Source organism: Bradyrhizobium sp. sBnM-33, assembly GCF_032917945.1.
In the GTDB taxonomy this organism is placed as follows: Bacteria; Pseudomonadota; Alphaproteobacteria; order Rhizobiales; family Xanthobacteraceae; genus Bradyrhizobium.
Genome location: NZ_CP136624.1, coordinates 3,832,715 through 3,858,770, shown reverse-complemented (window position 1 = coordinate 3,858,770; position 26,056 = coordinate 3,832,715). Strand labels below are relative to the sequence as shown.

Sequence of the window (26,056 nt, the reverse complement as noted above, 5' to 3'; positions counted from 1 at the left end):
GGTATACCGCCTCCGCAGCTCGCGCGAGTTCGACAGCCTGTTTTATTGAATCCACTGTGTCACTCCGCCGATTATCGAAACAGCCCGACCCTAGCCTTGGCAATGATGAGGTCAAGCGGTGGAAGGAATACGTAGGCAACGATCAAGAGGCCGATCACAATCAGCACCAGTGCCCCGAGAAAAACAAACATCCGCCGTCGCCCGGCTCGCAATTCGGCTGCCGTCGTGATGTAGGGAATTGCAACGATCAACTGACCATCGACCACCGACAGAAGGTCATTGCTTCTGCGGATCCCCTTGTCCAGGATTTCGAGCAGGACTGTCAGCCCCGCTCCGCCCAAACACGCCGCGGCGAATGCCAGCATGAGGACTTTCAGCCGATTGGGCTTGACCGGCTCTTGCGGAACCGCGGGCTGCTCGATGATTTCGAGCTTCTCGGACTGCTGGTCCTTTTCGAGGTTTTCGCCGAGACGTGCGGCGGCCAATTTTGCTGAGGCAGCATCGAGATTCTTCTGCAAGCTCTCCTGTTGGGCGACCAAGGCCTCGAGGCTGGCCGCCGTTGCCGCGTCGTTGGTAGGCGCCGGCGCTGCGGCCACCTTTTCGAGGGCTGCGATCTGCTTCTTTAGCGATTGGATCGAGGGGTGCCGCTCTGAGTACAGCGCGCCCTTCTGGATCAGTTCAGCCTTCAATTGTGTAAGGGTGGTCGGCTGCTCGGGGCCGCCAGACGACGCAGGCTTGCCTTGCGTAAGCCGCAACTGAGCGATCTTGGCATCCAGCGCTGAGTTCTCCGCTTGGAGCCTCTGCACCTCACGCGCCAGAAACTTCGTCGTGTCCGTGGCGCGGCTCGTCCGGTCCCGAAGATCCTCGTTGAGGATCCGCGTCATCAACTCGTTGGCGACCTGGGCAGCCACCGCAGCATTGCCGTATTCGAATCCGACCGAGAAAACGATCGTCGGGTTTTCCATCGCAGCGCGCGTCCGCTGCTTGAAATCCAGTTGAAGATCGACAGGCGCGATTTTCGTGTGCTTCTTGACCTCTGCCACGAGCTCGGTCGGCGACATCAGCGTGCGCTTGTCCGGGAACAGTTTGAATTTGTCGGCGATCGCGATGAGATTATCGCGCGTCATCGTCCGCTGCTGAATGACCTGAATACGCTCCTGGGCAGCGCTGGTAACGGTCGGCCGGACGAGTTCGGATGGAATCTGTTGCGATTGAACGAGGATCTTTCCTTCGGCATGATAGGTGGGCGGCCACAACAGGGCTCCAGCCGCACCAATCGCAAGAATCGTGACGAACGGCAGTAAGAAATACGCCCAGCGCCGCTTGACCAATTCCCAATAGAAGGCGGGCCGTAACAGATGGCTACGGTCCTCTTGCAGCGCCTGGAAATCGTCCTCAAATTCAACTTTCTGCAGCATGGATCATCCGAGCGTCTGTTTGCGAGCCTGCCCGGCTATTGTACCGCGAAATGATCGGCGGGCGCTTCTCTTCAAAGTCTTAGCATCGATCTTGCCGGGATTTAATGAATAGTTACTCAGCGCCAGGACTTTCAAACTTCAATCTTAACGGTTCCCATTGACCGGCCGCGGCTTTCCGCATTTACGCAGATCATAGAAATGGGTCGAAGGAGACAGGGTAATTCCCCGAAGTACGCTATAAGGGTGTGTAGCCGGGCTAAGGAAGTTCAATGTACGAGGCGTTTTATCAGCTCCAGGAGAAACCCTTTTCAATTCTCCCCGACCCCGACCTGATTTATTGGGGCAAAATGCACTCCATGGCATTCACGATGCTGGAGTTCGGCGTCATGAACAATGCCGGCTTCACCGTCATTACCGGTGAGATAGGATCCGGCAAGACAACCCTGGTCCGGCATTTGCTCAAGAAGGTCAGCCCGTCGATCACCATCGGCCTGATCTCGAACTCCCCCCAGGGCCGACAGGAGTTGCTGCAATGGATCCTGATGTCGCTCGGCCAACCGTTCGATGGGGATTACCCTAACCTTTTCAGAAGGTTACAAGATTTTCTTTATGGTCAATTCGCAAACGGAAGACGGACCATATTGATCATCGACGAGGCGCAGAATCTGGAGCCGGAAGCGCTCGAACATTTGCGCATGATTTCCAATATTAATGCGGACAAGTTTCAGATTTTGCAGTTGATTTTGATCGGCCAGCCCCAGCTGCGCGACCTGCTCATGGCGCCGAAGCTGCATCAGTTCGCGCAGCGGATTTCCTCTGATTTCCACCTTCGCTCCCTCGACGACAGGGAAGTGGCTAATTACATCGCGTTTCGCCTCCAGGCGGTGGGTGCCCGCCGTCCCCTGTTCACCCAAGAGGCCTGCTCGCTGATCGCATCGGCGAGTGGTGGAATACCCCGGATGATAAATGTCTTATGTGACACAGCGCTAGTCTACGGCTTTGCCAACGACCAACGGGCGATTTCAGAAACCATTGTTCGAGATGTTATTGCCGATAAGCAACAGTACAGTATTTTTCCGGTAAAAAGGTTCTCTCGGGTTCCCTAAGTGCTTGTACTCAATTAATTTCCTTCATGACTTAATATCGGGTCCGCGTTTCGGAAAATTCCCTCACGTCGGTCCAAATGTCTTTGTTTACGGGCTTTTTGCCGATCGCCAAGGGGAATAACATGCGAATCTTGCTGGCACTGCTGTGTGTGGTCTTCCTGACCACGGGGGCCAAAGCGCAAACCCTAAAACCTGGCGACAGCGTGAGCATTTCGGTTCTGCAGGACCCGAAGCTCGACCGGACGGTTGTCGTCGACCCCATGGGAGAAATCGCATTTCCCCTCGCCGGACATATAAGGGCGCGCGGTCTTACCCCATTGGCGCTCGAAAGCGTTCTCAAGAATAAACTGAAGAACAACTACAAGGACGAAAATCTGGACATTACGGTCGCTGTCGCACACGCCCCGAAGGAGATCCCTGAGGAAGACCTGAAACCGAAGATTTTCATCACCGGCGAGATCATCAGGCCGGGCTCTTATGTCGTCAGACAGAAAACGACCTTGATGCAGGCCATTGCGCTCGCTGGCGGCGTCGGACCTTTTGCTGCGAAGAACCGCATTCAGGTGAGACGCAGAGCCCCCGGAGGGGACGAAACTATTTTCATGTTTAACTACCGCGCTTACGAAGCCGGTAGCGACCTTGAAGGCAACATCACCTTGCGGGCCGGCGACGTCATCATGGTTCCAGAACGACGCTTGTTTGAGTGAGGTTTGACGTTCGGCGGGGGCAAGAAGCAACGTGAAGAGAGCTGCCATAGCAGTCTCGGTGTGCTTTGGCATGGCGCCGTCCGTGGCATTGGCGTTCGACTGGTTGATAAAGGCCAGCGAGAGCCAAACCGTCGAGCTGAACAGCAATCAGTTCTTGCGCAACTCACCTGCAGGGTCGGTCGGTTCCTACACCACGCTCAACGCTGACGCACAAGCGCGTACTCCAACATCCCTGTTCAATTTCAGCGGCGACGGCACCTACAAGAAATATTGGGGCCCGGGTGTCGCCGGCACTGCGTCGGAGTTCCTGAACTACGGGTTCAGGGCTCGCTACGAGCTCAAAGGAAAGAACAGATTCGACCGCGAGTATGTCGAGGCAAGCTGGAGACAGCAAAGTACTGCTCTTGCGCTTCTGAACGATCTCGGCGTTGCCGTACCGACTTCAGGCTTTATCGATCGGCTGACGGCAAGCGGTGGAATCGACCGTTCGATCACCGCCATTGACACACTGTCCCTGTTCGCCACGTCCATCCGCACGAGTTACGAGCCGTCAAGCGGCGGCACGCCGTTTACAGACACACTTGCGCGCGGCAATTGGCGCCGTTCGCTAAGTTCGGTCACGGCGATCAACCTTTCCTCAGAATATGAACTGCTCGAATACGGCAACGCATTCAACACCCAGGTGCAGATTTTTCGCGAGCAGGCCGGGTTCGACACTACTTTGTCGCCGGTGCTTTCCTTTCGCGTCAATGCCGGCGTCGCCTATCTGGTGACCGACCGCGGAGTTTCGAGTTCTGCATTCGGAGGCGCGACGTCTGCCACGCCCGTATCGAGCTCGGTGCTCGACTGGATCGGCGACGCCGTCCTCACCTACCGAATGCTGAAGAGCACGACCCTGGCCATCACCGCCAGTCAGTCGGTTGGACCGAGCATTGTCGGCTCTCTGTTCAAGCGGGATTCGATCACGGCATCGCTGAGCCACAGCCTCAATTCACGATCGACCGTCTCGTTTGCAGCGAGCGGCAACCGGCAGATATCGAGCACGACGACGGATTTCGCGTCAGCGTCGGCGACCTACAGCTACAGTCTGACCCGGGAATGGGGGACGTCGCTCACTTACCGATACCTGCATCGGTTCGCGAGCACCGGTACCACCATTTTCGATCCGATTACCGGCACGCCAACTGTCTCCGGCACGGGGCCTGCGGACTCCCACAGCCTGATGTTCGTCGTGACTCACAACTGGACTGTGCTGCCATCGGGCAACTAGAGCTTGACGACCTTTTCCTTGAATGCTCACCCCGCTCATCTCTTTGATCGGGCTGTTCTCCAGGCCAACGCTTCGCGTTTGACTGGAGAAAACCGCTATCCGATTTCCCGGATCATGCTCCGGCCAGCGTTCATTTCATCGCGGAACGGATGCTCTCCTTGAGCGGTGTCCCGTCCGGCTCCAGCGAAAATGCCGTCTTGAGCCGTTCTGCCGCCTTTTCGGTTTGCCCGGCAGCCGCGTAGCTCATGCCAAGGTGATAGTGGACCACCGCAAGGTTTGACATCGCCGGCACTGCCGCCTCAAGCGTGTCGATTGCTCCCTTGACGTCGCCGCGCTTGTACTGGGCCCATCCCCACGTGTCCTGAAACTGCGGCACGTTGGAGCTCTTAAGCTTTTCCGATAGCTCAAACGCACGTTCGAGACTTGGCTTGTCACTCCGATTGTCCAGCAACAGGTTGACGAGATTGTTGATCGCAACCAGGGAATTCGGCTGGTCCTGCAGAATCGCTTCGTACTGAGATATGGCGGGCTCGTTGTTGCCCCGCATGATCTGCAATCCGGCCAGGGAGAGACGGAAAGCTACGTTGCCGGGCAACTCCGCAAGCCCGGCCTTAAGCACCCTATCGGCCTCGTCGTAATTCTTCCTTTGAATATAGAACTCGGTCAAAGCAGTGTATCCCGCAGGCTCCTTCGGTTGCTGCGCGACGGCCGTCTTGAAGCTTTGTAACGCCTCATCGTTCTTTTTTTCCGCCAGCTTGGCCTGCCCCAGAAACACGAGAAGCTGGGCATTGGCCGGGAAGTTGTCGCTCAGCCTCTGCAGCAGCGCTGCAGCCTTGTCCGGCTTGCCTTGTTTCACATAAGCGGAGGCAAGTGCCAGCGCCGGCTGCGGTGCATCCGGCGCAGCTTTGTGCGCAGCCTCCAGCACGGCGACGCTTTCCTCGATCTTGTTCTGACCGGCGAGCGCTGCTGCGCGGATCTGGTCAGCAGCCACGCGGCCCGCATCGACGCGTCCGATGGCGTCTGCGATCGCCAAGGCTCCCGACCAGTTCTGCCGGCGCAATCTGACCTGCCCGAGCGACGACCAAATCTGAAGATTGGTGGAATTGCGATTGGCGGCTTCCGTCAGAATCTCTTCGGCGCGAGTGGCATCGCCCTTGCGCTGCAGGAACGTGACGTATCGAAGAACGATGTCAGGATTGAAGTTGGATGATTTCAGCGCGTCGGCATACTGACGATCGGCCAATTCGCCCTTCCCGCTGCGCTCATACGCCACTGCCATCAACGACAGCAATTCAACCGACTTCGGCTGATCGTTGAGCGCCTCGCGCAGATCGGAAATGGCGCTGTCGAACTGGCCCTTGTCGATGCTCAGGGCTGCCCGCATCCGCAGCGCGCCGCCGTTTCGACGATCCTTTGCGAGAATGTCAGCGATCAAAGGCTCGGCGGCCGCCTTTTCTCCCTTGGAAACATAGATCTCCGCAAGCTTGACCTGGGCTGCGAGCTTCTTGTCCGGGGTGGCCGCGGTACTTGCCAGTCTCTGTAGAGCTTGCACGGCATCGGCGGTTCGGTTCTGACCATGATTCAGTTCGGCCAATGCGATCTGGTAATCGAAATCATCGCCGCCCGCCTTGATCCGCGCTTCCAACTCAGCTCTTCCGGCATCCACTCCCTTCGTGGCAGCCAAAAAGCGGACAAGGTCGAGGCCGATCTTGTTATCGGTCGGGTTGGCCTCGGCTCTGGCCCGAAGTTCCTTCTCCGCATCGACAAACTTCCGCTGCGCGAGAAGGAGTTGCAGAAGCTGAGCGTGATATGCCGCCTCTTGGGGATTCTGCGCGATCAGCTTTCGCAACAGTTCTTCAGCCTTTACCAGGTCCTTCTTGCGCGCATAGGCGTCGATCTTTTGCAGCGTGACGCGCGTCTCGTCCTTGGAGCCGGCGGGAACTGAATCCAGAAGCTTCAGTGCGCCATCCAGGTCGCCATCTGCGACCTTTTTCGATGCGAGCAATGTGATCGCGTCGACATTGGTCGGATTGATCTCGTAGGCACGCTCCGCTTCGCGGATCGCACCGGGATTGTCATTGGTGCGAAGAAGAATGATCGCCCGCAGGGCATGGAGTTCCGCATTCGGCTTGTCACCCTCGTTTGCGGCATCGATGACCCGAAGCGCGGCATCGGCCGCCCCGCCGCCCACCATGATTCGCGCAAGCTTCAGTCTCGCATTTAGATCATTCGGATCCAGTTCGACGATACGGCGCAGGTCCACGAAGAGGGAACTACTCGCCTTTGTCCGCTCGTCGATGCCTGCGAGCGCCCGCCAGACTTCGACCTTGTCGCTCTTGTACTTGGCGGCTTTCAGGAGCTCCACCCGCGCCTTGAGGTCGTCCTTCTTTTCGATGAGAGCCATTCCGCTCTCATAATAACCTTGCGCGCGTTCTTCGGGCGATCCGCAGCCCGCCAGGAACGAGACGAGCAGGAGCGCAAGTCCGCTGCGTATGTGAAAAATCCGACCAACTGTCTGCGTCATCTCTGGCCCTAATTAAATGTAAGCGGCCGAAAGCCGGCCGGATAATCGTCTGCTTCCTCCGCTATCATACTTCCTGTGACAGGAGGAATTCGAATCTGTTTAGGCGGAATATTCGTCGCAGGCCGGCGGACGCGCCCGTAAACAGCAGTTTCTGTCCCCGGTTGGCCAATTGTTTTCGGACCATCAGGAACAACCCGAAGAACCTGGCGTCGATATACTGCGTATGCGAAACGTCAACGATCATTCGTTTGCCACTGTCGAGCGCGTCCCGGAGCTGCTCGATCGCACCGTCGACATGCGCGGCGATTGCGGCTCCGGACAGGCCAATGGTCACGGAACCCTGATCTTCGCTTCTTGAGATCGACAGCCTGTTCAAGTTCGGCAGACGCCGCTCACTCAGTATCAAGGGCAGCACGCAGGTCGCCAGCATCGCGAGCAGCGCCATCCCGTCGCTCCAATAACGTCGCCAAAGGTACGGCTCTTCCTTGATGCGCCACAGCCACTCGAAGCCGGTGCTGCGGAGCATCGACGGCGCCCGCCGCACGGTTCCAGCTTCGAAATTGATGGTGGCCCCGAATTGAGCGCGAACGGGCGCCCTCAGCCGCCAATGGTTGTGCAGCAGCCAGGCCTGGGCCTTCTCCGCGCCGAAAAATACCGCAATTAAATCCGCGTTACTCGCATTTATCTCGTCGATTATTTCGGGCGAGCTCATCTCGTCGATTGTACCGAAACCGGGGTTGAGCACGCCGACGCATCGCAGCCCGCCCTTCTCGGCGTTCAACCTGGCCCCGACCGCAGCCGCTAGGCCCTCGGCGCCGCCGAGCAGGAAGACCCGCAGAGGCCGGCCTGTCCCGTTCGCCGATTTGAGCCGGCCGAACAGGTCGCTGCCGGCAATTCGCTCTTGGATCGGAATGCGCAGCAGCTTGGCGATCCAGATCAGCGGCATGCCGTCGGCAAGACACAGATCGCTCAGCAGCATGGATTCCCGGAACGCGCCGTTGATCTGGCTCTTGACGAGAAAATTGACGTTAGGGGTCGAAATCAGAAATGGCGCGGCGGCATTCGTAGCGAGGTCCATCGAGCGCCGCAGCGAGGGAAAATCGAGCGCATCCACGGGGATGCCGAGGAGGCCAAATACATTGCGGGAGAGGTCGTCCGGAGAGGCGCGGGCCGATCGCGGGTCCGCGGGTCGCTCGGCAAAGTCGGACGAGGCCGGAGGGGTGCGCAACGTCTTCAACATAAATGCTCCACGAACTTCAAATTTTCGCCCTGCGCACCGCGGTGGGCCATCATATAATTAACGAATAGTAAGCGATCTACTACGAAATTCTTGCTTAGTGAAATCGATTTAATATACGTGATCAATACCGCATCCCTGAATGAAATGCCAATCTCGATGGGATGGAAGCCCCGGGAAATCACGGGGGCGACCGACGGCCGATGGAGAGATTGTTGCGCGCATCGAGAACCGGGCGCTTCCAACGAGCCGAGCCGTCCGCTATTTGGGTTTAATTTTAGGACAGGTACACCCAAGTGGATCAAGCTACCGAACAGATCAGTGCCGATGTTCCCGACTGGAGCCGGGAACGCCCCGGGCAGTTCTGGGACCCCGGCCGTAAGCTGCTGCTGACGGTTCGGCGCTACCAGTTCTGGCGGGCACGCGGCGGCCTTTTCGGCATGCTGTGCTGCAAATTCGTCGTCCTGCGTCATCGCTTCTGGAGCGCGGTGACGGGGGCGGAAATACCGCTCACCTGCCAGATCGGCGGCGGGCTGCTGATCCCCCACCCCAATGGCATTGTCATCCATCCGGACGCCAAGATCGGCGTGAACTGCCTGATTTTCCACCAGGTCACGCTTGGCTCCCGCGGTCGCGGCGGAGTTCCCGAAATTGCCGGCCATGTCGACATCGGCGCCGGCGCCAAGATCCTTGGGCCGGTTAAGATCGGCGCACATGCACGGATCGGCGCGAACGCCGTGGTGATTGCCGACGTCGAGGCACACGGGGTGGCGACGGGCTATCCGGGAGGAATTCACCACGCTCGGCAATAGTGGCTTCGCGCCGTTGGGTTCGTGGTACCTAGGCTTCCGTCGATCTGCCGCGCCGATGAAGGCCGTTCGGCAAACAAAATCGCCGCTGGCGTTCGTTTCAGGATCGAATCGAAATTAACGGGCGTCCCAGCCTACCGACTTTTGAGATGTTAAGAGATTCCATTTTGCAGACGCGCGAGAGCATTAACTACAAAGCCGGCACCGAGCCTGAAAAGTTCGGCATTGTCGTCATCGGGCGCAATGAGGGTCAGCGCCTGATCACCTGCCTGCGTTCGGTGTCTGCGGCGGCCGCGATGGTTTACGTCGATTCCAATTCGACGGACGGATCGGTGCAGGCGGCGCGCGAACTCGGCGCCGATGTCGTCGAGCTCGATCTCAGCATTCCCTTCACCGCGGCCCGCGCCCGCAATGCCGGCTTTGCCCACCTGCTGACGATCGTCCCTGAGGTACTCTACGTGCAGTTCGTGGACGGCGACTGCGAACTTGCGAGCGGATGGCTAGAGGCCGCCGTCGGCTTTCTCGATCACCAGGCGGATGCCGCCGCCGTGTGCGGCAGGCTCCGCGAGCGGCATCCGGATCGATCGGTCTACAACTGGTTATGCGACCGGGAGTGGGATCGCTCCACCGGCGAAGTTCGCGCCTTTGCCGGCAACGTGATGATCCGCACCGCCGCGCTGAAGGCCGCGGGCGGCTATCATGACGATGTGATTGCAGGCGAGGAAGAGGAATTATCCGTGCGGCTTCGCCAAGCGAAGTGGCGGCTTTGGCGGCTCGCGGACGAGATGGCGCTGCACGATGCGGCGATGTTTCATTTCGGGCAATGGTGGCGAAGGACGTGCCGCGGCGGATACGCCTTTGCGCTGGGCAGCCATCTGCACGGGACGTCGCCCGAACGGCACCATGTGCGCGAGGCGCGCCGCGCAATAGTTTGGGGACTGTTGCTGCCCTTCGCGTGCATCATTGCGACGATTGCGCTCCCGCGCTTTGGATGGATGGCCTGGCTCCTCTACCCGATGCAACTGGCACGGCTGACCGCCAAAAACTCAGGCTCTCTTTCCGATCGTACGCGCCTCGCCTGCTTTCAACTTCTTGCACGTTTTCCGGAAGGACTTGGCATCGCAATGTTCTGGCGCGATCGGCTATTGCATCGCCGCCCTCAGCTCATCGAACACAAGCAGGTTCCAACGAACCGAAATGCGTGACGTATGATTCGATCCACCCGGCGCGCAGCCCTGTTAAGTGATTTTCAGGAAGGACGGCAAATGCTCGACCAGAACATCTTGAAGGGAATCGTCGCCTGTCCCGATTGTAGTTCAACGCTCCATTCGTTGAAGGTGTGCGACAACTGCGGTCTTTCATTTGCGGATGCCGATGGAATGCCTTCGCTTTTTCCTCAAAGGGCGAGACGAACCGTTTCGTTTCAATTTACGCCAGACCGCTCAACGGCCGGCGCCTCGTTTCGTGAAGCACTAAGATATCCTGTTCGATCGGGTAGTGGCGGCAAGGACAACCCGTATCATTTGGATCTTGCCCACCTCGATATCATCGACCGTCTTCCGAAGGGGTCCACAATTTTGGAGATCGGTTGCGGGGGTGGACAGATGCGCGACTGGGTTACAAAGAAGGGCTATCATTATATTGGAACAGATATTTCGACATCGCGCGTTTTCGCATTTCTTAGCGAACACGGCGGGCCGGACATTTTGTGCGATGCTCACTTCCTCCCATTCAAAGAGAAAACATTTGATCTAGTTTATTCAGCCGCTGTAACTGAGCACCTCGCCTGCCCGTATCTGGTTAGCCAAGAGGTATTTCGGGTTCTCAAGCCTGGAGGGCGCTACCTCGGCAATGTATCTTTTCTCGAACCCTGGCATGATGACAGCTACTTTCACATGTCGCCCCTTGGCGTATTCGAGAATCTCACACAAGCTGGATTCACAACGGAGAATATCTGGCCGGGAGAAGGATACAGCGGCTTTCGCGCCATAATGAAGATGGGCAACAAGGTTACGCTGCCGCTCTCATTCATCGGAGACGCAATTTATTTCGCATACCGGAGCGGAAACAAGCTGCGCAATCTTGTCAAGCGACATCCGAATTGGTCAATCGATCGGATCGAAGACACTGCGCGCGTCGCCGGCGCGACAGATTGGATAGCACAAAAGCCGGAGCACTAACGCGGGTCTGAATATGATGTCTCCAGCGCTTCGCGACAGGCAGATTCGTTAAAGGTCTTGCTCTTACGAAACTCCGCCATTCTTCCGTGCATAGCAACCAGATCGGCAAAGCTCTCAATCATCGAGTAACTCCTGCCGATATAGTCATCCACGAGCAGACACGTGTCACTTGAGACGTGCAACAAGCTCTCCAGAGCGCAGGCGACTCGCATCCGTCCGTCGATCAAAATAGTGTCTGGTATGTCTGAGCCGAGAACGAACCAAGGAGCTTGCGGATATCGTTTCCACCTTGCTACGCGACGAGGAGTCGGCTTTCGGAAAACGGGAAAACCCCATTCTCGGGTCAGGCCTATGTACGGGCAAAGGATCTTTACCTCCGCATCGGATGGTGGAAGCGCGTCTTTGACACACTTGGCGAATACATGATCATTCTCAACACTGACCAGCCTGGCTACACACCTAGATGCTAGAATTGTTGATCCTCCGCTTCCGTATTCGAGATAAATTCTGCTACGGCCTATTGTCGCCTTAAAGAACGAAAGCCCCTCGCTATCGAACGTCGGCTCAGAACTTACAGTGTACCCCTGCCAATACCTCCGGACCAGAAATTTGCCCACGCCGAAAAGATGCGAGGCTCTGTCTATAATTCTGTTCATTTGAAATGCTCACGAATACACTTTGGTTGCCCCGCGATGAAGAGCTCAACAGTAAACCGACCTTCAGATGTGTAAACGCCGTATTTATACGCTGTCCAGCAATAACCATAACGGCACCCGGGTCGAACACCCCATCCGACGCCTCTCGTTCTTTACTCTAACCTTGGGATTACCAAGCAAGAGCAAATGATCAAAACAGGGTACACGTGAAGATGAACGAACGAAGCTTTCGAGTCCTTCTCGAGCGGATTAGAATTGGTTTGGCGCGGCGAGTTGGATTCGATGTCGACCTTCTTAAGTCGGCAACCTCGATTGAAGTACTGGATCCCGGTGAGACCATTTCAGGATCCCCATGCATTGCTCTTCCCGAGCAGTATGAACGCGTTAACGCCTGCGCCTTCGGAATAGATCCAGCGCAAGAAATTGCACAGCTAAAAGGAGCACCGCGCAGTATCGGGCCAACTATTCAATATGTACTTGATAATGTCGTTGTTAACGAAGGCATCATCTACGGTCGTGGGCGGCACAAATTTTTCAACACCAATGTAGTTTTCCAATCAGATGACACCACCTGGGTCGACCACGGCGAGGCCGCGCTCAGAAGCTCCTTTGTTGGTTGCCATTTTTTCGGCCATTGGCTTCGCGACGATAGTGCTACTCATCTGCTAGCCAGCAACTTCGGGACACCTGTGAGCATGCCCACTCCCTTTTGGCCAGATCGAGCAGGCTATCTTGGCCAATTTGGACAACAGTGCGTGGAGCTTCGCAGAGCGTATATCAATCGCCTCTTTCTATTCGACGACATTAACCAGAATGCGCACAAAGCAAAGAGGTTCAGGACCCTAAGAGCGCGGCTCGCAAACGGGCCAGCCCAGAGAAAGACCGGGCATATTGCCTATTTGATGCGCGGCTCTGGCGGAACGCAGCGCCTGCTTCTGAACGAGGGAGAGATCATTGACGCTCTTACTCAGCGGGGCGTGACAGTCGTTAAGGCAGAAACCCTGAATGTTTCTCAGTTGGTCTCAGAACTGTTGGGCGCTCGTATTATCATCAGCGTTGAGGGTAGCCAGCTGTCACACGCCCTATTCACGCTACAGGACAGCGGCGGCATACTGGTCATCCAGCCTCCCGATCGGTTCTTCAATTCACACCTAGATTGGGCGCGCGCGCTGAACATGCAGTACGGCGTGGTAGTGGGCGAAAAGCGCAAGAACGGATTCTTTCTTCCGGTCCACGATCTTTTGAAGACGATCGACCTGCTAGACAAAGAAATTCAATGAAATTGCCCTTTGCCTTTGATTGACGCTGTCGTTTGGGAATGTGCCTCAACCGCAGACAACTTGCGCATTATAGTCAGAGTAGACCGCCGCCAATCTCCCCCCGCGCGGCCCTGTTTCGGGCATTCACGAGAGCCTGCTCAAATATCGAAGCGCTCGCTGCCCAAGAGCTGCTTCGAACCGTTTCAAATGCATTCGAAGATAGCTCTGCCCAGCCTTCATCGCTTTGCGCCAGAACATACTTGATAGCATGAACAAGAGCGTCGACGTCATCAAGATCGACAAGCATACCATTAAGGCCGGATTTAATGGCCTCCGCAGGCCAACCCGTTCGCGTAGAAACAACAGGAGTTCGACAGGCCATGGCTTCCATTGCCGGAAGATTGAAGCCCTCGCTTGCGCTCGCAGTGACCCACACGTCGCAACGAGAATAGATATCACGAAGCTGATCTTGGGGCGGATCAAAGGTGAACTCGACGCCGGCAGGAAGCGGCAGGGGCGCAGATGGCCGTTCGCTTCCAAAAGAGACCATCCTTAGCTCAGGGAAACGCTCGGCGACTACCTTCAGAGCAGCGAGCGTGATGTCGACTCCCTTGAATTTTGCTCGCGAATACAGGAACCCGACCGTTGGTATGACCTGCTTTTGTCGCACCGGTGCGAAAAACTGGGAATGATCGACACTGTTCGGGACAACGTCCGCGGTCTTGTCGCCGTAGTCTTCGATCATAACCTGCCGGAGCCATTGCGCAACGACCACCTTGTGCATCGGCAATCTGTAAGTAGCTTGACAACGTTCCACCGGTAGGTACGGAAACACTTCGTGGCCCTGGATGAAATAAACCTTGGCTCCTTTCTGTGGGCCGAGGTCGTTGACCCATTCCGCGGTCCGCCACCACGTGGCTATGACGACATCGCCGTCGGGGACGTCGTTATCTGTTATAGGACGCCAGCTATCGATAATTCGATGATCTAACTTCAGCTTGTCGAGGTGAGAGGGGGAGCGGTCGTACGGCGAGGCAGTCCGTGTCAGCCAGGACTTGACCCGTCTCCGGAACGGTAGTCGCGGCGGGGGAACAGAAATGAGGGATACATCATGGCCTCGTTTCTGGAGTTCCTGCGCGTAGATGCCAATAACCCTGGTGCCCCCGCCCATATTGGCTACGGGTAAGATAAAAGTAATGCGCACGAGAGATAGATCCTTTTGCGATGAGCAGGCTATGACGGCACACCAAGCCTTAAGCCATCTTGCGGGTCATGCTGAATCTCTTGCCGAGTTCGATACATTTCTTTTCATATCGAAAGGTCGAAAGGTGAGCGAGGGCGAACGTAGTCGCTATGCTGATGGGCCTCTTGAGCAGGTACTTCTGCCATGTGGCGCCTTCATTCATCCATCCAGATGCCATCAGAGGATGAATCACGTAGAGAGCATAAGAAATCTCAGCCACGTACCGCATAGGCTTGCTTGTTAGAGCTGAAAGAATTGCCCCGCGTTCCAAACGTAGTGAAGCCCCCAAGACGAGACACGCGCAGTAGGGCCTAAAGTATTGAAGAGCTCCAGAGCCCGGCCAGCAGGAGGCGAATAGCAGGACAAAAAGGCTGATCCACACTAGATTGGCAATCTTGATCTTCGCCATATTGTGGTAGGCGATGGCGATGCAGGCGCCAGCCAGGATCTCATCTACCCTCAAATGGGTTTTGATGTTGATCACACTGCCATCGGTGATGCGCAGCAGAGTGATCAACACACAAGCCGGAACAACGAGCCATACACCGCGTCGACCAAGCAATAGGACAGTGAGGCCAACGGCAATGTAGAAATGCATTTCGACACACAGCGACCAGAAGTGGCCGTTGAGCTGGTGTAGATACTGATGTTCGTAATTTTCGACGAAAAAGAAACTGCCCAAAAGGGCAGATGGATTAAACGTCACTATCAGAAAGACGAAGGCAAGATAAGCATAGGCTAAAGGAAGGATTCTGGCGAACCTTCGGATCAAGAAACTGACCGCAGACTGACCGCTCAGTAGGTTCGTTGTGATCAAAAATCCGGACAACGAAAAAAAAAGGCTCATGCCCATCGCACCTGCGGTGTCGTTGAACATTAGAACCTTTGGCCCGAGTGGCAACAGATGCGCGGCGATGACGAGAAGAATGCTGATTGCCCTTAATCCATCAAGGGCTCCAAAGCGATTACTCATCTTGTCTAATGCCTTCGGAACAATTGTGGCGCACGCCTGCCCGCTTCCCACATTGAACACTCGGTTGTAGTTCTTCGTTCGCAGCCCTCAGAATGGTGACTTCGTCCATATCCAATAGGCCGCCAGAAACGCACAGATCTTGCCCACAAATAACCCGATCGGCACGATAGCCAGCAGGTACAGTTCAATTCGGATATCGAACAGATGATGTCTCATATTATAGTAAACGATGATCGGAATATAGAAGAAGTGGCTGAACACAATTCCCCACAGAGCTCCCTGAAGCCCAAAGAGCCGAAAACCGATCGGCGTCAGCAGTATCAAGAAAATCAGACGAACCATAATAACGTCTGATTGGAGCCGCGGCTTCCCCATCGCCAAAAACGATTGTGTCGCAAGCCGGAATGGCACGGTCAGCAAAACAGTGGCGGAAATTGCCAGTATCCAGCCAGCATCTTGATAGCGCCGATCATATAGCAGGCCGATCAAACTCTCGCCGAACGTGATCAGGAAACCTCCCGTAAAATAGGAGATCGCGGCAATGACTGCGAGAAAGCGATAATAATTCTTCTTCAGATCGGCGGCTTGAGATCGGACAACCTCACTGAATGCCGGAAACGACACGTCCCCCATGATTTTCGCGAGGACGCCTTCCAGCGCACCGACAAACAGCGAAGCAATTGCATAATATCCCAGCACGGTGGCATCGACCATGCCGCCGAGCAGCAGGCGATCGCCGCTGTTGACGAGAAATCCGAGCACCGAGGCCATCAGAATCCATTTGCCGAATTGGATCACCTCACGAAAGGCGTTCGGTTCCAGATGCCAATGATTTCTCGTGCCTGGGAGCAAGGCGTGGCTCAGAACGGTTCGACATAAAGAGGCGCCGAGACTTCCCGTGACAAGCGCCCAAATGCTGCGGTCCAACGAGACCCACACCAGCATGCAGGACAATCCAAAGACCTGTGAGAGAATTTCCAGCCGGGTTATCCGTCCTAACGAAATTCCACGGCTTGCCTCGAACACCTTGGTCGATTCAAATCCAGAGATGACCGCGGACATAGACAACACGCCAATGACATACGGCAGGCTGGGAGCCGCGTAGACGTTGTTCGCAGGAAATAGACCCAGCCGAGCGGACATCTGAAGCGCAACACACAGGCACAGGGCCACGCCCCAGGTCAGTAAGCCGCGCAGGATCTGGATCGTCCACGCGGTATTGAGAAAATCCGGATCGCCTCCCCGTTTGCTCTGAACGACGTTCTGTTTCAGCCCAACATCGGAGAACATCGCAAGGCCGACCATGACCGTCGAGGCGATTGCCATGACGCCGAACATCTCAGGCACCAGAAGCCTGGTCATCAACAGATTGCTGCCGAGACGTATCAGAAGAGAAAGCCCAAAGCCTGTCAGGCTCCAGATTCCGGCACTCAGCACCCGCTTCCTCAGAGATACCTTGCCAGGACTTTGATCGGCGGGATCGGGGATCCCATTCAACACCTGTTGCACAGGTTCACGCATTAGCTGACCCTGCATGCGTCATAGGCATTTTCGAACGATGTGCAGATAGTCTTCCGCGGGCGGCCGCGATGATCCATTCGGCCCGCCCGAGAAGCGCACCCGCGACAAGCCACGACCAGGACGAGATCGACGAATTGGGGAGCTGTTCAATTACGCATAACGCGGCAATGAGCGCGATAGCAGACAGGAATACCCGTTCCCGCTCCGTCCTGAGATATCTGTAGGCGGCAGCCGCCCGGAAAATAGGTAACGCAAGGAGCCCGAACTGGGCCAAGAAGCCAACCAGTCCGAATTGCCCGAAGGTTATAATCCAGGCCCCGTCGGTGATGCTCGCATCTTTTCCCGACTCCTGGTAGACACGATTGCGTCCATATCGTCCCCAGCCGAAAGCGAGACGTTGGGAAGCATGATCGAGTAGCTGCCGCTCCTGGTCAAAACGAAATTTGAGTGAAGCAGCGCGCTCCTGATCGATTGAGGCGGCGGCGTCGACCAAAAACTTGTCAGGAAAGACGTCTGTAATCCGGAGAACCGGATACAGTAATCCAATGATTGCAAGCACCAGCGCGAGCCGAAGTTGAGCCTTTGGATTCATCCAGCGAACGACGAAGCCTCCGACGGCCGCGTAGACAAACGCGCCAGCGGATTTGCACAAAACAACAATCACAATGAGATAGCTGGGCGCGGCCGCTGCAGGAAACTGTCTTATGCGGTCGCCGACCCGCCACATCGCCATCGCCGCCAAAAACGCGGTCATCACGAAGAACGCTGTCGTGAGACCATTCGCCATGAATACGACGGGCCGATACCCCCCGTAACGCGCCTCAGTAACGAATGACGATGGAAAGTATCCGTAGACCCAATTCGAAAGCTGGGGGCTTAGCCGAATTTCCAGCAGCATGGGCAGAGAATAGAATATTCCGGCAACCGCAAGACACCGTATGGCCATTTCAACATCTGCCGAGTTCCGAAAGAGCCGACGGCCGAGGAGAAATGGCAAAAAAACGAGGAGCTGACTGATCAGGGCTGAGATGCCGTCATAATACCCGACACCCGGCAGAACTCTATCTCCCATCACAAGAGCGTCGTTGTTCAGCGCTCCCGTAATAATCGGGCCCCCAATCAGCATCAGCGCCAGGACTTCGACGAGCCCGAATGGAGAGCCCGGCCGTCTACGCCGCGGCACGAGCATCACGCATCCTATGAAGGCGCAGAGATTGGGAACGGAGTTCTTGTCGAGCCCTGGAATCATCTCCATTTTGATGGCGACACCCGATGGAAGCAGCAGGAGCGCACCCAGGATGGTCCACAACGTTGCTTCGACGGGAGGCTTTGCGCGATACAAGGCGAACGCCACGAGCGGCCAAGCGAGAATCGCAGATGCGGCGAACCAGTTTCCCGTCATTCCGGATGCTTGCATTCGCCTAATCTCGCCGGAAGGGACGTAATAAAACGTCAGAAAATACTTTGGTCGTCGCCGATCTCAATATCGCATTCTATCCGGATTGGTAAGTATATCTGGAAAGTAGACAGTTTATCGGCCGCTGCAAAAATCAAAGGCTGGTTTGCACGCCAAGGGACAGCATTTCGATGCTGCCCTACCCACTTTAGTTACCCGATCTAGAGCGATCCGGCACGGTTGAATGCTTTGATAGCAGTCCATTGAGGCGGATCGACAGCATAGATGTCCTCGAGCACCGACCAGGCATTACCGGACGGCGAACGGCCTGAGAACTGGAATGCGGATGGGAACTCGGCGACAAATCCATTTCCCGACAAGCCCACGAAATTCGCGTAGTTACTGGCGGTAAAGTCGCTCAATACCGGAGCCTGCTTGGATGCGGCTCGCAACATATCGACTGACGTCTTTCCGCCCCCCGTGTAGTCGGGCGAATATCCTCCCTCATACCCGCACATCTTCCTGATGCCAAAGCTCAGCGCCCAAGCCTTCCAGTTCGCATAGAAGACCGCACACTTGGCGAGCGTGAAGCGCCCGGTGCCGCTGTTCGCTGTCTGTGCATACGAAGTTGCGATCGACAGTTGCTGCGCTGGACTACCCGCTAAGGCTGCATAGGACTCGGCGGCCAATATTTCCTGAGTGGTCTTGTAGTCCGAAGGAGTATAGTACTGAGCACAGCAGACGTGCGTCACCCAGTCCGATGCCGGGGTCTTGGTGTAAGGAGCTTGCGGCGGCGCCGCCTGCGCGAGGTATTTCGTGGAGGCCAGCCTCGCATTGCATGAAGCCGTGCCGCCGGCGCTTATTCCCATTGCCGTCTGAACCCCGCACAACACCTGATATTTGGTCCGATCGCCGCTGTAGGCCGTGCTTATTGCCTGGCCCAATACAGACATTGCCTTGCCATACCAGTTGTGGAAATCCGGTCCCCAACCATAGGCTGTGGCCTTGGCGTTAGCATAACCGGTCTGAATGAAGCCCCCAATGTTATTCCAGGTTTCATTTGGCCCCTCGAAACGGGGGACCATCCAGGATGGACCATTGTAACGACAATAGGCAGCGAGGCTCGGCATATAGTCGGTAGCCGGGTCAATCGCGAATGGCGGCGTGACAAAATAGGGGTGCGCGCCCATTTCCGCACACAAGCGCACCATCAGCTCAGGCGGACATCCGTTGTTCAGTCCAACGCTTCCAGAGGCCACATCCCCGCCTTGCTTGAGCCAGGCATTTAACGTTGCATCATAGACCAGGGTCGCGATGCTCTGCCAGGTTCCGCCGACGGGATAGTTGTTCCCACCCGCAGACAAAGGCGTCCCGTAGGAGCTGAGGATATTGATGTTTCCCGTGCCGCTTACGTTCAACGTGCACGGCCCGGCATTGCTGACATTGAATTTCACGATGACCGTTGCCTTGTCCACCAATCTGAACCCGGCAAGGTTGGCGTAATAGGCCGCACCGCTATTGGTTGTCAGTCCCGCATACAGGCCTCCGCGAAACTCTGTGCCTGAATAAAACACATAGCTGGTAGGCTTTCGCGTAGCCCAGGTGGTGACGTTTGTGGTGTTACCCACCTGCCAATTCAAAAAGCGAAGGACGCCAAAATTTGCTTCGGCAAGCCGTTGCTGGAAGCGGGTGCCGAACACCTGCCCGGCGTTGAGAGCAGCCTCATCGTTGACGTGGAAAACCTGTAAGTTCGTGATGCGCGGCGTGCCGATAGCGCGAATGCCGATGACGAACCGCGTGTCCGTCGTGGAAAACACGTAACGTCCGCTGCCGTTGGTGCTGGTCTTGCTCCCGCTAACTGCCGTATTGGTCATGCCGCAATGGATCGTGCCGTTGCCATTCCAGGTGATGACATAGTTGCCAGGGCGCGCGGCCTGCGACGGAACGCCGAAGACGGTGTAGACGCCGCCATGCGCGATGGTGACGGGATAGCCGTCGCTGTCCAGCATGCTTGGATCGGGTACCCCGCTATTGTCAAGGAAAGCCCAGGACTGAGCGGTCTTCAAACAGTTCAGAAACGGATAATCGCCGCCGCCTTGCAAGAAATTGAAATTGACCTGCGATCGGCCGCCATTGAAATTGGCCGCGACCAGTGAAGAGGTCGTAGTCTTCCTCGGCGCCGCCAGCGGAACGGGCGTTGCCGCAAACGAAGCCGCCGGCAGCATCGACGGCAGGGAAGCTATGCTCACGCCTTGCAGAAATGTTCTACGGTCCATTCTCGACGCCATAATCAGGTCCAATCCAATCATCGGTTAAAGATAAATTCGAAGACGATGATTACGCGACCGCTGTCATTTTACCGCAGGCCGCGTCATCTACGCTAGTCCGTGACTTCGGTAACCATTTAATCCGCTCCGCTAACCACCCCGGAACGCCGGGGCCGAGCCGGCGTTGGCGGACTTGGCCTTGCCAGTCGGCCCGAGCGAATAGATCTCATACTGGCCGTCGGAGATGGCGTATTGATAGGGCCGGCCCCAGGGATCGAGCAGGTTCTTCGCTTTTTTCAGATACGGGCCGTTCCAGCGCGGCGCCTCGGGCGGTGCCTCGACCAGGGCTTTCAGGCCGGCGCTCGGGCTCGGATAGGCGCCGTTTTCCATATAATAGAGCTCGAGTGCTGTCCCGATATTCTCGATCTGCAGCTGCACCGACTGGGTCTTGGCCTTGCCGAAATATCCCATCAGCTGCGGCGTCGCGACCGCGGTCAGAACCGCCAGAATTCCCATCACGACCAGCAATTCGAGCAGGGTATAACCCGCGTTCTTACGGTCTCGCGCGCGCAACGCCCGGCCTAGGTCCGGCTTCCCGGCACGGTTCCCCGCCCTGTCCAGTATCTTGCCCAACATCCTGATCGCCCCTGAATTCATCTGCCGTGAATTTCCGCTGGTGATACTGTTGTCCGCCGGTGTCCAAAGGGTTTACGAATGGAACCTGCTCGCAAGACGGTCAACGTCCAGTAACGGGGACCGGGAAGCTTAAGTATATTTGCTCAAGGGCTTATTGAGGGGCGGCCGGGGTCTGGTAAATGCCCACTTAAACTGAGGCTGTTCGGGCCATCATTTAATCCAGCACGCCGGCCAGTTTGGAAGACCGGAAGCACCGCATTCGGCGCCCGCTAGGGGGCGCCATGGACAAGATTGGCATGGCCTCGATTTCCGAGCCGTTCATCCGCCGGCCGGTCGGCACCACCCTGCTGGCGATCGGGCTGTTTCTGGTCGGCATGGTCGCCTATGTCTTTCTGCCGGTCTCCTCCGTGCCCAATGTCGACTTCCCGATGATCCGGGTGTTCGCCACCCGCCCCGGTGCGGATCCCGCGGTGATGGCGGCAACGGTCGCAGCGCCCCTGGAGCGGCGGCTCGGCCAGATTGCCGGCATCGAGCAGATCATCTCGAGCAGTACGCTCGGCACTACCGGCATCCAGTTGCAATTCTCGATCGGCCGCAACATCGATCGCGCCGCGCGCGACGTGCAGGCGGCGATCAATGCCTCGCTGGCGGACCTGCCGAGCGACCTGCCGGCGCTGCCGCGATTTCGCAAAGCCAATCCCGCCGCCGCGCCGGTGTTCGTGCTGGCGCTGACATCGAAGACGCTGACGACCAGCGCGATTTATGACGTCGCCGATACCGTGATCGCGCAGCGCATCTCGCAGGTGCCGGGCGTCGGCGAGGTTTCCGTCTCTGGCGCCGACCAGCCGGCGGTGCGGATCGCGCTCAACCCGGTCGCGCTGTCGAATGCGGGGATCGCGACCGACGACGTGCGGCTCGCCATCATCAACGCCAATCCGCTGGGACCGCTCGGCATCTTCAACGGCGGCCGCCAGAGCGAGACGATTTCTACCAACAAGCAGATGCGGACCGCGGCCGAATTCCGCGACATCATCATCAAGAGCTCGGCCGGCAATTTCGTCCGCCTTGCCGATGTTGCCGAGGTCGAGGATTCCGTCCGCAACCACCGTTCGATCGCCTGGTTCAACAAGCAGCCGGCGGTCCTGATCCAGATCACCAAGCAGGGCGACGCTAACGTGATCGAGACTGTCGACCGCGTCAAAGCCTTGCTGCCCGAGCTGAAGCGATGGCTGCCCGCCGGCCTCGAGATATCGACGCTGGTCGACCGCACCACCACCATCCGCGCCAGCGTGCTCGACATGCAGTTCACGCTGCTGGCGGCTGCGTTTCTGGTCATGATGGTCGTGTTCGTCTTCCTGCGGCGGCTGACGCCGACGATCGCGGCCGGCGTTTCGGTACCGCTGGCGCTGGCCGGCACCTGCGCGGGCATGTGGCTTGCCGGATTTTCGATCGACAATCTGTCGCTGATGGCGCTGGCGATCTCCGTCGGCTTCGTGGTCGATGACGCCATCGTCATGATCGAGAATATGTACCGCAACCTCGAACGCGGCATGGCGCCCTATCCGGCGGCGCTCGAGGGGGCCAAACAGATCGGCTTTACCGTGCTGTCGATCAGCCTGTCTCTGATCGCAGCCTTTACGCCGCTGATCTTCATGGACGGCATCGTCGGGAGATTGCTGCGCGAGTTCTCGCTGACGCTGACCTTCGCCGTACTGGTCTCGACCGTGGTCTCGCTCACGGTCACGCCGATGATCTGCGCGCATTACATCAAGCAGACCAACTCCAGCCGCACGACCCGGTTCGATCGGCTGGTCGAGGGCACGCTGTCGCGCATGGTTTTTCTTTACAGCTGGACACTGCGGGCGGTGCTGGGTTTTCCGTTCCTAACTCTAATCGTGTTTTTTGCCACCATCGCGCTGACGGTGGTGCTCTATATCAAGATCCCGAAAGGCTACTTCCCGACTGACGACAGCGGCCTCATCGTCGGTGCGTCGCAAAGTTCATCGGACACCTCGTTCCAGTCGATGACCAGATTTCAGCAGCAGCTTGAGCACGCCATTGAATCTGACGACGCCGTCGCCGGAGTTGGATCGATCCTTGGCAGCATGACGGCGAACCGGGGGCTGTTCTTCATCAGCCTCAAGCCGCCGCAGGAGAGAGCCGGGCTGACAACCCAGCTCGTGATCGACCGGCTGCGCAACAAGCTGGAAACGATGCCGGGCGTACGGCTCTACATGTTTGCTGCTCAGGATGTTCGTGCCGGCGGGCGGCAAAGCAACTCCAACTACCAATACACGGTATCGAGCGTCGACGTCGACCTGCTCAAGAAGTGGGCCCCCATCGTTGCCAAGCGCATGGAGACGGTCGAGGGCGTCACCGACATTTCCACCGACCGCGACGCCGCCGGGCTGCAGCTCACGCTGGCGGTCGACCGTAATGCCGCCGCCACCCTCGGCGTCCGCGTCAAGGACATCGACGACGCCCTGAACAACGCGTTCGCGCAGCGGCAGATCTCGATCATCTATACCCAGCGCAACCAGTACATGGTGGTGCTGGAGATTGATCCGAAATTCCAGAGTGACCCAGCCAATCTCGAGCGCATCTTCGTGGCCGGTGCCAACGGTGCGCAAGTGCCGCTGTCCGCGGTCGTCCGCTATGACCGCGGCCTGGCGTCATTGGCGATCAATCACACTCAGTCGATCCCATCGGCCACGGTGTCGTTCAATCTCGGTCCCAATGTGCCGCTTGAAGTCGCGATCTCGAACATCCAGCGCGCCGTCGAGGAACTGCATATGCCGGAGGGCATCCGGGGCAGCTTTGACGGCAATGCCGGCGATTTCAACAAGACCAGCGGGCGGCAGCCGCTGCTGATCCTGGGTGCGCTGGTGGCGATGTATATCGTGCTCGGCGTGCTCTATGAGAGTCTCGCGCATCCGCTCACGATCATCTCGACCTTGCCGTCCGCAGGCCTTGGCGCCCTGCTCGCGCTGCAGCTGACGAACACGCCGCTCACCGTGATCGCCTTTGTCGGCATCATTCTGTTGATTGGCATCGTCAAGAAGAACGGCATCATGATGGTCGATTTCGCGCTTGATGCCGAGCGCAACCGCGGCCTGTCGTCGGCGGACGCGATCTTCGAGGCTTGCCGGGCCCGCTTCCGCCCCATTCTGATGACGACGATGGCGGCGTTGTTTGCCGGCATTCCGCTGGTCATTGCCACCGGCCCCGGCACCGAGCTGCGCCGGCCGCTCGGCATCACCATCATCGGCGGCTTGTTGGTTTCGCAGATCCTGACGCTCTACACCACGCCGGTGATCTACCTGCTGATCGAACGCTTAAGGCGGCGACTGGAAGAAAGTCGGGACTACCGTAGCGTCTCCAGACAAAACTGACGGGCGGCCACCTCCAATGCGAGCCATCAATCCCGACCGATGCGGTTCCGGGAAACGTAGTTCACAAAGATGGCCGCGCACACCAGGGCGCCGCGCATCTGACAAGCTCTCCCCGCTGTAAGAGTGAGCGGAAGGCTTGCTGATCAGAAACTGGGCGGCATGCCAGCGTTTACCCTTGACAAAGGCAGCCTCGTAAGCGGCCTTTTCTTTCTCGATGCATAAGGCTATTTCTGGCAAATGGCCTCCAGGGAGAATTGGTGAAATTACTCGTCGCCATCGTTAACTTTCGCGTTCCGGATCTGGTCATCGATTGTCTGCGATCGGTGGAAGATGAATTAAGCCGTGTTCCAGAGACCTGTGTTGCGATCTGCGAAAACGGCAGCGGCGATGACTCAGCGCAGCGTATTCAGCAAGCCATTAATGAGAATGGCTGGTCGAGCTGGTGCACGCTAACGACACTTGATGTGAACCAGGGCTTTACTGGCGGCAACAATGTCCTGATTGCGCCGGCCCTGCAGTCATGCAGTCCCCCAGAATACGTTTTGCTGTTGAATCCGGACACCATCGTCCGTCCAAACGCGTTCGCGTCTTTGATAGACTTCATGGATCACCATCGCGATGTCGGTATCGCTGGCAGCCGTCTGGAAAACCCCGACGGCACACCCCAGCGTTCCGCTTTTCGCTTCCAATCGCCACTCGGGGAATTTGAAGCTGGCGCTCGGATTGGTCCAATTACGCGCATGCTGAAAAATTGGGTGGTCGCGCCGCCAGTAGTTGATCACGAGATGCCGACTGACTGGGTGTCCGGTGCCAGCATGATAGTTCGTCGCGAAGTATTCGAGCAGACAGGGCTGCTCGACGAAGGCTTCTTCACCTATTACGATGATATCGACTTTTGTTTCAACGCGCGAAAGCAGGGCTGGTCCACTTGGTACGTCCCAGCGAGCCGGGTCGTTCACTTGGTCGGGCAATCGACCGGCATAAATGCTACCCCGCGCCGTCTGCCGCCCTACCTCTTGCAGGCGCGCAGAAGGTATTTCCTCAAAAACTACGGTCCATTCTATGCTGCGATGGCGGATGCAGGCGTAATTGCTGGCTTAGTGCTCTCACGACTGCGCGCCCTGCTCACGGGCCACAATGACAACTCGCCTCCTCATCTGCTCGCAGATTCGATTCGATACAGCGTTTTTTTTATGGGCTTCAGGATGATCAACGTGAAGCTTCCAAATCGTATTTAGCGACAACAACGAGGAGGTTGCTGGGCTTCTTCGTTTTACCAAGCAAGTCAAACTTTTGCTCGACGCACGATCGCCTGACTAGCTTTGTCGCGCCGTTAGGTAATTATTGATTACCCAGGCTATCGAGGATGACGTTGATCGGTTTGCGTTGCTGCACGACAGCATCGATCACCTCGTTAAGGGCACCAGGCGTTATCGACATGATATGTCCGTGTTTAAATTGC

At 57.2% G+C, this 26,056-nt stretch carries 19 protein-coding genes; 9 read left to right on the top strand and 10 right to left on the bottom strand.

Features of this window, described 5'->3' with window-relative positions; translation table 11 throughout:
* Positions 1 to 71 precede the first annotated feature (71 nt).
* The gene (locus tag RX328_RS17605) at positions 72 to 1,418 is read right to left on the bottom strand and encodes a GumC family protein (RefSeq protein WP_213254949.1); all 1,347 of its coding nucleotides are present in this window, start codon (positions 1,416 to 1,418) and stop codon (positions 72 to 74) included.
* Between the two features lie 269 nt (positions 1,419 to 1,687).
* On the opposite strand from RX328_RS17605, the gene RX328_RS17600 reads away from it, so the two are divergent.
* The 3 genes from RX328_RS17600 to RX328_RS17590 all read left to right on the top strand — a co-directional run bounded on the left by RX328_RS17600 (position 1,688) and on the right by RX328_RS17590 (position 4,501).
* Entirely contained in the window at positions 1,688 to 2,524 is an 837-nt protein-coding gene (locus tag RX328_RS17600; RefSeq protein ID WP_213254951.1) for an ExeA family protein, read from the top strand.
* A gap of 122 nt (positions 2,525 to 2,646) precedes the next feature.
* Positions 2,647 to 3,231: a polysaccharide biosynthesis/export family protein gene (locus RX328_RS17595; protein ID WP_213254953.1), complete on the top strand. Its 585-nt coding sequence runs from the start codon at positions 2,647 to 2,649 to the stop codon at positions 3,229 to 3,231.
* A gap of 70 nt (positions 3,232 to 3,301) precedes the next feature.
* Positions 3,302 to 4,501, top strand: coding sequence for a hypothetical protein (locus RX328_RS17590; RefSeq protein WP_317258760.1), 1,200 nt, complete (start codon positions 3,302 to 3,304; stop codon positions 4,499 to 4,501).
* Positions 4,502 to 4,631: 130 nt separating this feature from the next.
* Here the strand turns inward: RX328_RS17590 and RX328_RS17585 are convergent, their stop codons facing one another.
* The gene (locus tag RX328_RS17585) at positions 4,632 to 6,905 is read right to left on the bottom strand and encodes a tetratricopeptide repeat protein (RefSeq protein WP_213254957.1); all 2,274 of its coding nucleotides are present in this window, start codon (positions 6,903 to 6,905) and stop codon (positions 4,632 to 4,634) included.
* A 184-nt stretch (positions 6,906 to 7,089) separates the two neighbouring features.
* Positions 7,090 to 8,265: a WecB/TagA/CpsF family glycosyltransferase gene (locus RX328_RS17580; protein WP_213254959.1), complete on the bottom strand. Its 1,176-nt coding sequence runs from the start codon at positions 8,263 to 8,265 to the stop codon at positions 7,090 to 7,092.
* 293 nt (positions 8,266 to 8,558) lie between these two features.
* On the opposite strand from RX328_RS17580, the gene RX328_RS17575 reads away from it, so the two are divergent.
* The 3 genes from RX328_RS17575 (at position 8,559) to RX328_RS17565 (ending at position 11,251) form a co-directional block, all read left to right on the top strand.
* Positions 8,559 to 9,074 (top strand): serine acetyltransferase, encoded by a 516-nt coding sequence (locus tag RX328_RS17575; protein WP_213254961.1) that lies wholly within the window; start codon positions 8,559 to 8,561, stop codon positions 9,072 to 9,074.
* A gap of 146 nt (positions 9,075 to 9,220) precedes the next feature.
* Complete coding sequence (locus tag RX328_RS17570) at positions 9,221 to 10,276, top strand: glycosyltransferase family A protein (protein ID WP_213254963.1); 1,056 nt, start codon at positions 9,221 to 9,223, stop codon at positions 10,274 to 10,276.
* A gap of 60 nt (positions 10,277 to 10,336) precedes the next feature.
* Positions 10,337 to 11,251, top strand: a complete 915-nt coding sequence (locus tag RX328_RS17565; RefSeq protein ID WP_213254965.1) for a class I SAM-dependent methyltransferase — start codon at positions 10,337 to 10,339, stop codon at positions 11,249 to 11,251.
* Here RX328_RS17565 and RX328_RS17560 read toward each other — a convergent pair.
* On the bottom strand, positions 11,248 to 11,907 hold the full coding sequence (locus RX328_RS17560; protein ID WP_213254968.1) for a hypothetical protein: 660 nt from the start codon (positions 11,905 to 11,907) through the stop codon (positions 11,248 to 11,250). The two genes, RX328_RS17565 and RX328_RS17560, sit on opposite strands and share 4 nt — an antisense overlap.
* 212 nt (positions 11,908 to 12,119) lie before the next feature.
* Between RX328_RS17560 and RX328_RS17555 the strand changes: the two genes are divergently transcribed.
* The gene (locus RX328_RS17555; RefSeq protein ID WP_249727028.1) at positions 12,120 to 13,187 is read left to right on the top strand and encodes a glycosyltransferase 61 family protein; all 1,068 of its coding nucleotides are present in this window, start codon (positions 12,120 to 12,122) and stop codon (positions 13,185 to 13,187) included.
* 73 nt (positions 13,188 to 13,260) lie between these two features.
* Here the strand turns inward: RX328_RS17555 and RX328_RS17550 are convergent, their stop codons facing one another.
* The 6 genes from RX328_RS17550 to gspG all read right to left on the bottom strand — a co-directional run bounded on the left by RX328_RS17550 (position 13,261) and on the right by gspG (position 21,202).
* Positions 13,261 to 14,370, bottom strand: coding sequence for a glycosyltransferase family 4 protein (locus RX328_RS17550; protein ID WP_213254972.1), 1,110 nt, complete (start codon positions 14,368 to 14,370; stop codon positions 13,261 to 13,263).
* 49 nt (positions 14,371 to 14,419) lie between these two features.
* Positions 14,420 to 15,433: an acyltransferase family protein gene (locus RX328_RS17545; protein ID WP_213254975.1), complete on the bottom strand. Its 1,014-nt coding sequence runs from the start codon at positions 15,431 to 15,433 to the stop codon at positions 14,420 to 14,422.
* Positions 15,434 to 15,469: 36 nt separating this feature from the next.
* Positions 15,470 to 16,903 carry an oligosaccharide flippase family protein gene (locus RX328_RS17540; RefSeq protein ID WP_213254978.1) on the bottom strand — a complete coding sequence of 478 codons (1,434 nt, stop codon included), beginning with the start codon at positions 16,901 to 16,903 and terminating at the stop codon, positions 15,470 to 15,472.
* The gene (locus tag RX328_RS17535) at positions 16,896 to 18,320 is read right to left on the bottom strand and encodes a hypothetical protein (RefSeq protein WP_213254981.1); all 1,425 of its coding nucleotides are present in this window, start codon (positions 18,318 to 18,320) and stop codon (positions 16,896 to 16,898) included. The genes RX328_RS17540 and RX328_RS17535 overlap by 8 nt, the downstream gene beginning before the upstream one ends.
* 200 nt (positions 18,321 to 18,520) lie before the next feature.
* On the bottom strand, positions 18,521 to 20,575 hold the full coding sequence (locus tag RX328_RS17530) for a hypothetical protein (RefSeq protein ID WP_213254983.1): 2,055 nt from the start codon (positions 20,573 to 20,575) through the stop codon (positions 18,521 to 18,523).
* A gap of 141 nt (positions 20,576 to 20,716) precedes the next feature.
* Positions 20,717 to 21,202, bottom strand: a complete 486-nt coding sequence (gene gspG / locus RX328_RS17525; RefSeq protein ID WP_213254985.1) for a type II secretion system major pseudopilin GspG — start codon at positions 21,200 to 21,202, stop codon at positions 20,717 to 20,719.
* Positions 21,203 to 21,498: 296 nt separating this feature from the next.
* Between gspG and RX328_RS17520 the strand changes: the two genes are divergently transcribed.
* The gene (locus tag RX328_RS17520; protein ID WP_213255004.1) at positions 21,499 to 24,594 is read left to right on the top strand and encodes an efflux RND transporter permease subunit; all 3,096 of its coding nucleotides are present in this window, start codon (positions 21,499 to 21,501) and stop codon (positions 24,592 to 24,594) included.
* A gap of 257 nt (positions 24,595 to 24,851) precedes the next feature.
* Entirely contained in the window at positions 24,852 to 25,832 is a 981-nt protein-coding gene (locus RX328_RS17515) for a glycosyltransferase family 2 protein (RefSeq protein WP_213254987.1), read from the top strand.
* Positions 25,833 to 26,056: the final 224 nt, after the last annotated feature.

Excerpts from the sequence above, each read along its gene's own strand:
- RX328_RS17535 (WP_213254981.1), bottom strand. The coding sequence starts at position 18,320 with ATGCAAGCATCCGGAATGACGGGAAACTGGTTCGCCGCATCTGCGATT.
- gspG (WP_213254985.1), bottom strand. The coding sequence starts at position 21,202 with ATGTTGGGCAAGATACTGGACAGGGCGGGGAACCGTGCCGGGAAGCCG.
- RX328_RS17600 (WP_213254951.1), top strand. The coding sequence starts at position 1,688 with ATGTACGAGGCGTTTTATCAGCTCCAGGAGAAACCCTTTTCAATTCTC.
- RX328_RS17570 (WP_213254963.1), top strand. The coding sequence starts at position 9,221 with ATGTTAAGAGATTCCATTTTGCAGACGCGCGAGAGCATTAACTACAAA.
- RX328_RS17590 (WP_317258760.1), top strand. The coding sequence starts at position 3,302 with ATGGCGCCGTCCGTGGCATTGGCGTTCGACTGGTTGATAAAGGCCAGC.
- RX328_RS17520 (WP_213255004.1), top strand. The coding sequence starts at position 21,499 with ATGGCCTCGATTTCCGAGCCGTTCATCCGCCGGCCGGTCGGCACCACC.
- RX328_RS17555 (WP_249727028.1), top strand. The coding sequence starts at position 12,120 with ATGAACGAACGAAGCTTTCGAGTCCTTCTCGAGCGGATTAGAATTGGT.
- RX328_RS17605 (WP_213254949.1), bottom strand. The coding sequence starts at position 1,418 with ATGCTGCAGAAAGTTGAATTTGAGGACGATTTCCAGGCGCTGCAAGAG.
- RX328_RS17580 (WP_213254959.1), bottom strand. The coding sequence starts at position 8,265 with ATGTTGAAGACGTTGCGCACCCCTCCGGCCTCGTCCGACTTTGCCGAG.
- RX328_RS17595 (WP_213254953.1), top strand. The coding sequence starts at position 2,647 with ATGCGAATCTTGCTGGCACTGCTGTGTGTGGTCTTCCTGACCACGGGG.
- RX328_RS17530 (WP_213254983.1), bottom strand. The coding sequence starts at position 20,575 with ATGGACCGTAGAACATTTCTGCAAGGCGTGAGCATAGCTTCCCTGCCG.
- RX328_RS17565 (WP_213254965.1), top strand. The coding sequence starts at position 10,337 with ATGCTCGACCAGAACATCTTGAAGGGAATCGTCGCCTGTCCCGATTGT.
- RX328_RS17540 (WP_213254978.1), bottom strand. The coding sequence starts at position 16,903 with ATGCGTGAACCTGTGCAACAGGTGTTGAATGGGATCCCCGATCCCGCC.
- RX328_RS17585 (WP_213254957.1), bottom strand. The coding sequence starts at position 6,905 with ATGGCTCTCATCGAAAAGAAGGACGACCTCAAGGCGCGGGTGGAGCTC.
- RX328_RS17560 (WP_213254968.1), bottom strand. The coding sequence starts at position 11,907 with ATGAACAGAATTATAGACAGAGCCTCGCATCTTTTCGGCGTGGGCAAA.